The organism is Rhodococcus sp. ENV425 (assembly GCF_002887785.1).
GTDB classification, from domain to species: domain Bacteria; phylum Actinomycetota; class Actinomycetes; order Mycobacteriales; family Mycobacteriaceae; genus Rhodococcus; species Rhodococcus aetherivorans.
The window spans coordinates 6,358-11,264 of record NZ_PCZU01000215.1 but is presented as its reverse complement, the minus strand read 5'-3'; the positions used below and the strand labels follow the sequence as shown (position 1 = coordinate 11,264).

Below are 4,907 nucleotides of genomic sequence, written 5' to 3'. Positions count from 1 at the left end.
GGTCACCTGGTAGTACTGCCACACGTTGTGGGCGATCGCGATGCCGGTGTGGTGCTGGCGCCGGCTGGGGTCCGGGTTCCAGCGGCCGGATCTGGGATTGAGGTGCAGTTGCGGGCTCTCCTCGCGGCCGTCGCTGCCCGACTGCCACGGGAACATCGCACCGCGGTGACCGGCTTCGCGCGCCATCCGGCGGGCCTCCCGCAGGCGGCGGTAGCGGTAGCGCAGCAACGACCGGGTCAGCGTGGGCAGCCGCAGGTTCAGCACCGGGAACACGAACAGCTCGTCCCAGAAGACGTGCCCGCGGTACGCCTCGCCGTGCAACCCCCGTGCCGGCACGCCCACGTCGAGGTCGGCGGTGTTCGCGGAGACCGTCTGCAGCAGGTGCAGAAGATGGAACCGGAGGACTCGCAGGGCGTGGCCGTGGCCCGGACCCTCGTACTCGATGCCCAGGTGGTCCCACAGATATCCCCAGGCGAGCACATGGCCGTCGAGCAGTTCGTCGAACCGGCCCAGCCGGGGAAGCCAGCGGGCGGCTTCGTCGGCCGGCTCGGAGACCGCCTGATCGCGCCCGGTGAACACCGCCACCATCTTCTCCAGCGTCACGGGCCGGTCCGTCTCGACGTCGACGGTGATGTCGTGTCCGATCCGATCGTCGCCGTCGACCAGCCGGTACTCGCCGGCAACGGGCTCCCCGTCGCACCACACCGTGTTCCGGGCCGCCATCGCCACCGGTATCCGCGACTGGTTGGTCTGCACCGCCAGCAGCACCGAGTCGACGGACAGCGCGGTGGCTTGCAGCGGCTCGAGGTGCTGGTCGGCGAGGTCGCGATAGCGCTCGACGAGGGAGTTCCGGACCGCGCCGTCCAGCAGCGAGCGGATCTCGAGCCGGCCCGACCAGTCTTCGGCCACGATCGTCGTCTCGAGGGCGCAGGCGTGCGGCAGATGCATGGCAACCAGGCGCCGCTGCCGCACCGACGTGGTGCGCCCCGCCGCGTCGCGGAATCGGAACCGCCGGATGAGGACGGCGCGGCGGAGGTCGAGGTATTGGCGGTAGTCGAGCAGCTCTGCGGTGTCGAGGTCGAACCACTGCCCGCCGTCGACCCGGAAGGTCACCGGCAACCAGTTCGGCAGGTTCACCAGGCTCTCGTGGTCGATGGCACTCCCCGCCACCTCGTCCTGGAGACGGTTGAAGATGCCGGCCACATAGGTGCCGGGGTAGTGCACGCCGTCCGCGCGGGATTCGGGCGCGCAGCCTCGGGTGGCGAAGAAGCCGTTCCCGACGGTGCAGAGGGCCTCGCGCAGCTTCTCGGTGAGCGGGTCGTAGCCCTCGAAGAACATCGTCCAGGCGTCGTCCGGGGGCGGCGCGATCCCCGGGTCGCTGCCGAGCAGATCCGCCAGCCGCTCCAGTAGCTCACGAACCCGGTCCGGACCGTCGACCGCGAATTGTGCCGTCGACCGCCGATCGCCTTCCTCGCTGTAGCGCACGACGATGCCGATCCCGGTCGATGTCAGGGTGCCGAACGCGTCGTCGTCGGTGAGGTCGTCGCCGATGTAGACCGGCATCGGGTCGTCTGCGCCGCGGAGGTGCTCGAGCACCCAGGCCACCGCCCGCCCCTTGTCCCAGTCCACATCGGGGCGGAGCTCGGTGACCTTGCGTCCGCTCGTGACGCGGAGCCGGACGTCCCGGTCGGCCGCATCGTGCACTGCTGCGACGACCTCCTCGATCCGGTCCTCGGCGACGTTGCGGTGATGAACTGCCACGGCGAAACGCTTGTGCTCCACCAGAACGCCGGGCACGCCGGCCAGGCGGTCCCGCAGGGCGCCGGCGATTCGCTCGAGGTCGGGCACCGCGGGGACGGCGGCATCGTTCCGGTGGTACTCGCCGTCCGGCCCGACGAGTTCGAAACCGTGGTTACCCGCATACCAGAGTCCGGGCACGCCGACCCGTGCCTGCACGTCGGTCACGTCGCGGCCGCTGATCACGCCGACGGGGCAGTAGCGGGCCAGCCGGGCAAGCTCTTTCGCCGCGCCCTCGACCAGGGTGGCAGCGGTGGGATCGTTCACGAGGTGGGCGAGGGTGCCGTCGAAGTCCAGGAACACGGCGTAGCGCCGGGTGCGCAGGATGGCGGTCGCCTGGTGACGAGATGCCAAGGCGTCCGGGATTTCCGACAGCCGGCGCTCGCGGGGGCGCGGTTCGACCGTGGGGGTGGTCATCGGCTCGGCTCGGATGATGAGTGCATGGCAGTCTGTCCCTCCGCACCGTTGCAGGACAGGCCCACAAGGGGTTCCCCATTCTATGACGGGACCGGCGGCGTGCAGTCCGTTTCGGTGCAGGCTACGACCAGGTCCTCGGATTGAAGACGACGTAGAACCAGGCGTTCGTCGTAGGGTCCCACGAACAGGACACGAGGACGACGGCGCCGATGGACCGATCGAACGCCTCGGCCTTGGGACAGACGGCGTCGCCGTCCGGTCCGGCGAACTCGGCGCGGTAGAGCGGACCGATGCGCCACGGCGCGGCGGTGGCCGTTCCGGCTCCCACGGTGGCCCCCAGGACGATCGCGGCGACGACGAGACCGGCGAGTGCTGCGGCCCTGTGGGCGACGTTCTTCGACACGAGGACTCCTTCGGCGTGGGAACGGTCCGGGCGCAGGCACACCGTCGCGACCCTGAACTCTGCCGAAGCCCGCTCTCGATGATCACCGGTGGGTGCCCGGCGCGCAGGCGTTCGCACGAACCGGTACGTATGTATCCGGTCTCAGTCCTCCAACCGCTCGGCCTCCTCGATCGCCGCCTGCAACTGGTCCAGCAGTGCCTTCGCCTGCACGATGTCGAGGGCGACGCCGAGGCCTTCCGGCAGGTCGAGCACGACGCCGGGCCCGTTCGCGCGGGCGGTGACGGGATGGTCGCCGGTCGTATCGGTCATTGAGAGTCCTTCCGGTTCGGGGGCGCGCTTGCCGGGTCTCAGTGTGCCCGGAAGAACTACCGTGTGGGGCGGGAGCGTACGGCGACGGGAAGGGGGAGCGATGGCAGTGACCAGCGCCGGCCTTCTGCTGTACCGGATCGACGCCGACGGCGTGCTCGAGGTGTGGATCGTGCACCCGGGCGGGCCGTACTGGGTCGGCAAGGACGAGGCGGCCTGGTCGATCCCCAAGGGGGTCTACGGCGACGACGAAGACCCGTTCGCCGTGGCCTTGCGAGAGTTCGAGGAAGAATGCGGGATGCCCGCGCCCCAGGTGAACTACGAGATGCTCGGGCGGTTCAAGCAGCCCTCCGGCAAGATCGTCACCGTCTACGCCGGTGAGACCGCCGACGATCTGGCCTTCGTCGGCAGCAACACCTTCGACCTGGAGTGGCCGCCGCGGTCCGGAAAGGTGCAGAGCTTTCCCGAGGTGGACGACGCTCGCTGGTTTCCGCCCGCCGTCGCGGCCATCAAGCTCGTGAAGGGGCAACGCCCGATCCTCGCCCGGCTCGGCGAGCGCGTGCACGCTGCCGGCCGGTCGTTCGCGTCCGGTCCGCCGGTGCCCGGTGCAGGAACGGAAGAACCGGGCATATGAGCAAGACCGTGCTCGTCACCGGAGGAGGGCGGGGGCTCGGCCGGGCCACGGCCGAGAAGCTCGCCGCTCGGGGACATCGCGTCCTGCTCACCGCGCGAACCCGCGCTGCCGCGGAGGACGCAACCGAAGCGATCCAGCGGACGGATCCCGACGCTCGGGTCGAGCCGCGCTGGGTCGATCTGTCTTCTCTGGAGCAGGTCCGGTTCTTCGGCGTCGCGGAAGCCGAGCGGGGCGAACCGATCGACGTGCTGCTGCATGTCGCCGGCATCCTGCAGACGAGCAAGGAACGCCGGCTCACCGTCGACGGGTACGAGGAGACCCTCGCCGTCAACGTCCTGGCTCCGTTCCTGCTCACCGCCCTGCTCCTGCCCGCACTCGAGCGCAGCCCGTCGGCGCGTGTGGTCACCGTCGGCTCGCGGCTGCACCTGCCCGGCTCCCGCGGAGCGCCGGTGGACTTCGACTTCGCCGACGTCCAGCTCGAGCACGGCTACAACCCCGAGCGGGCATACAAGAATTCCAAGCTGGCGGTGATGTGGTTCACCTACGAGCTCCAGCGCCGCCTCGCCGGGCGGCCGATCACTGCGAACGCCGTGTGTCCCGGTTTCGTGCCCACCACCGCTGCTGCGAGCACCCGCGGTCTGATGCGGCTGTTCATGGCGCACGTGTTGCCGCACATGCCCTTCGCCACGTCCGTCGATGCGGCCACCGATTCGCTGGTGTTCACGGCGGTCGACCCGTCGCTCGACGGGGTGGGCGGAAAGTTCTTCGGCGAGTGTCACGAAATCGACTCCAGCGCGCAGTCCCACGACGTTGCCCAGGCCGGACGTTTCTGGACGATCGCCGAACATCTCACCGGTCTCGCCTGACCTGTCGCGCCGATGGTGGGACGTGGCCGGCCCCGCGAGGACGCGAGATCTCCGTGCAGTGCTTACGGGCGCTGAGTGGAGTGTGGTGCCCCCGGCAGGACTCGAACCTGCGACCTAGAGATTAGAAGGCTCTTGCTCTATCCAGCTGAGCTACGGAGGCGCGGCCAGAATCTTAACCGTTCGCCGCGGCGGCCCTCACCGGCGGCCCGCGGCGAGGGTCTGCGCCATGAAGTTCAGCGCCTGCGGCCACGACAGGGCGTACGCGTCGGCGTTGACAGGGTTGCCGTGCCGGGCGCGGGTGCTGAAGCCGTGTTCGGCGCCGGGGTAGACGTGCACGATCGTCGCGCCCGAGGTGCGGGACAGCAGCGACCGCTGCAGGTCGGCGAACACGTCGGCCGTCATGATCGTGTCGGCGCCGGCGTGCAGCACCATCACCGGTGCGGCGATGCGCGCGGCGTCGGCGACGGTGTCGTGAGTGTGGTTC

General features: G+C 69.8%; 6 protein-coding genes and 1 tRNA gene. 2 read left to right on the top strand and 5 right to left on the bottom strand.

What is annotated here, in order from left to right:
* The 3 genes from otsB to CQZ88_RS29960 all read right to left on the bottom strand — a co-directional run.
* Positions 1–2,214 (bottom strand): trehalose-phosphatase (gene otsB / locus CQZ88_RS18650; RefSeq protein WP_258008665.1); only part of this gene is annotated, 2,214 nt, incomplete at its 3' end.
* Positions 2,215–2,335: 121 nt separating this feature from the next.
* A complete protein-coding gene (locus CQZ88_RS18645) occupies positions 2,336–2,617 on the bottom strand; it encodes a hypothetical protein (protein ID WP_006946629.1) in 282 nt (93 codons plus the stop codon).
* Positions 2,618–2,758: 141 nt separating this feature from the next.
* Positions 2,759–2,926 carry a hypothetical protein gene (locus CQZ88_RS29960; protein ID WP_006946627.1) on the bottom strand — a complete coding sequence of 56 codons (168 nt, stop codon included), beginning with the start codon at positions 2,924–2,926 and terminating at the stop codon, positions 2,759–2,761.
* Between the two features lie 100 nt (positions 2,927–3,026).
* Between CQZ88_RS29960 and CQZ88_RS18640 the strand changes: the two genes are divergently transcribed.
* Together CQZ88_RS18640 and CQZ88_RS18635 are read left to right on the top strand one after the other, a co-directional pair.
* On the top strand, positions 3,027–3,557 hold the full coding sequence (locus tag CQZ88_RS18640) for an NUDIX domain-containing protein (protein ID WP_044476531.1): 531 nt from the start codon (positions 3,027–3,029) through the stop codon (positions 3,555–3,557).
* The gene (locus tag CQZ88_RS18635) at positions 3,554–4,423 is read left to right on the top strand and encodes an SDR family NAD(P)-dependent oxidoreductase (protein WP_006946625.1); all 870 of its coding nucleotides are present in this window, start codon (positions 3,554–3,556) and stop codon (positions 4,421–4,423) included. The genes CQZ88_RS18640 and CQZ88_RS18635 overlap by 4 nt, the downstream gene beginning before the upstream one ends.
* Positions 4,424–4,506: 83 nt before the next feature.
* Here CQZ88_RS18635 and CQZ88_RS18630 read toward each other — a convergent pair.
* A tRNA-Arg gene (locus CQZ88_RS18630) sits at positions 4,507–4,583 on the bottom strand.
* A gap of 35 nt (positions 4,584–4,618) precedes the next feature.
* A partial coding sequence (locus CQZ88_RS31320; protein WP_258008664.1) for a dienelactone hydrolase family protein occupies positions 4,619–4,907 on the bottom strand: 289 nt, incomplete at its 5' end.

Bases quoted from the DNA above. Each gene is read 5' to 3' on its own strand.
- CQZ88_RS29960 (WP_006946627.1), bottom strand. From the start codon at position 2,926: ATGACCGATACGACCGGCGACCATCCCGTCACCGCCCGCGCGAACGGG.
- CQZ88_RS18640 (WP_044476531.1), top strand. From the start codon at position 3,027: ATGGCAGTGACCAGCGCCGGCCTTCTGCTGTACCGGATCGACGCCGAC.
- CQZ88_RS18635 (WP_006946625.1), top strand. From the start codon at position 3,554: ATGAGCAAGACCGTGCTCGTCACCGGAGGAGGGCGGGGGCTCGGCCGG.